1 protein-coding gene is annotated in these 574 nt (G+C 57.0%); it reads left to right on the plus strand.

Annotated elements, in window-relative coordinates; genetic code table 11:
• Positions 1 to 574: GAF domain-containing protein (locus tag J5224_RS34280; protein WP_264629300.1), on the plus strand; the 574-nt coding region annotated here is incomplete at both ends.

Consider the following 574-nt stretch of genomic DNA (forward strand, 5'->3'; position numbering starts at 1 on the left):
AACACGGACAGCGTTATTGGGCAAAAGTGATCTCGAACCCGGTCATGAACGCAGAGGGCAGCCTGTTGTATACCGTATCGACGCTGACCGATATTACCAGCGCAAAGATGCATGAGGTATTACAGCATCAGGCGCTTGAAGCGTTGGTGGCAGAGCGTCCGCTGGCAGAGGTGCTTAATCTGATGTGTCGCGAAGTGGAGCGCATTGCGCCCGATATCGCGGCCACCATTTTGGAGGTCGATAATTACGGCAAACTGCATCCGCTGGCCGGACCCAGCATGCCCGATGAGTATTCTCAGGCGCTGGACGGCAGCTCGATAGGACCAAAAGCCGGGGCATGCGGCACCGCGGCGTTTCGCAACGAGGTGGTGATTGTCGATGACATTGCGACGGATCCCCTCTGGGAAGGTTATCGCCAGTTGATCCTGCCGCTCGGTTACATTGGCTGTTGGTCTACGCCGGTCCGCAACAACCATGGGCAGGTTATCGCCACCTTCGCGCTCTACTTCCGCACGCCGCGCAACACCATGGCGAGAGCGTTTCATCAAGGATTGATCGATGCCTGTACCCATTT

The sequence above is a fragment of the Candidatus Symbiopectobacterium sp. NZEC135 genome (genome assembly GCF_025962695.1).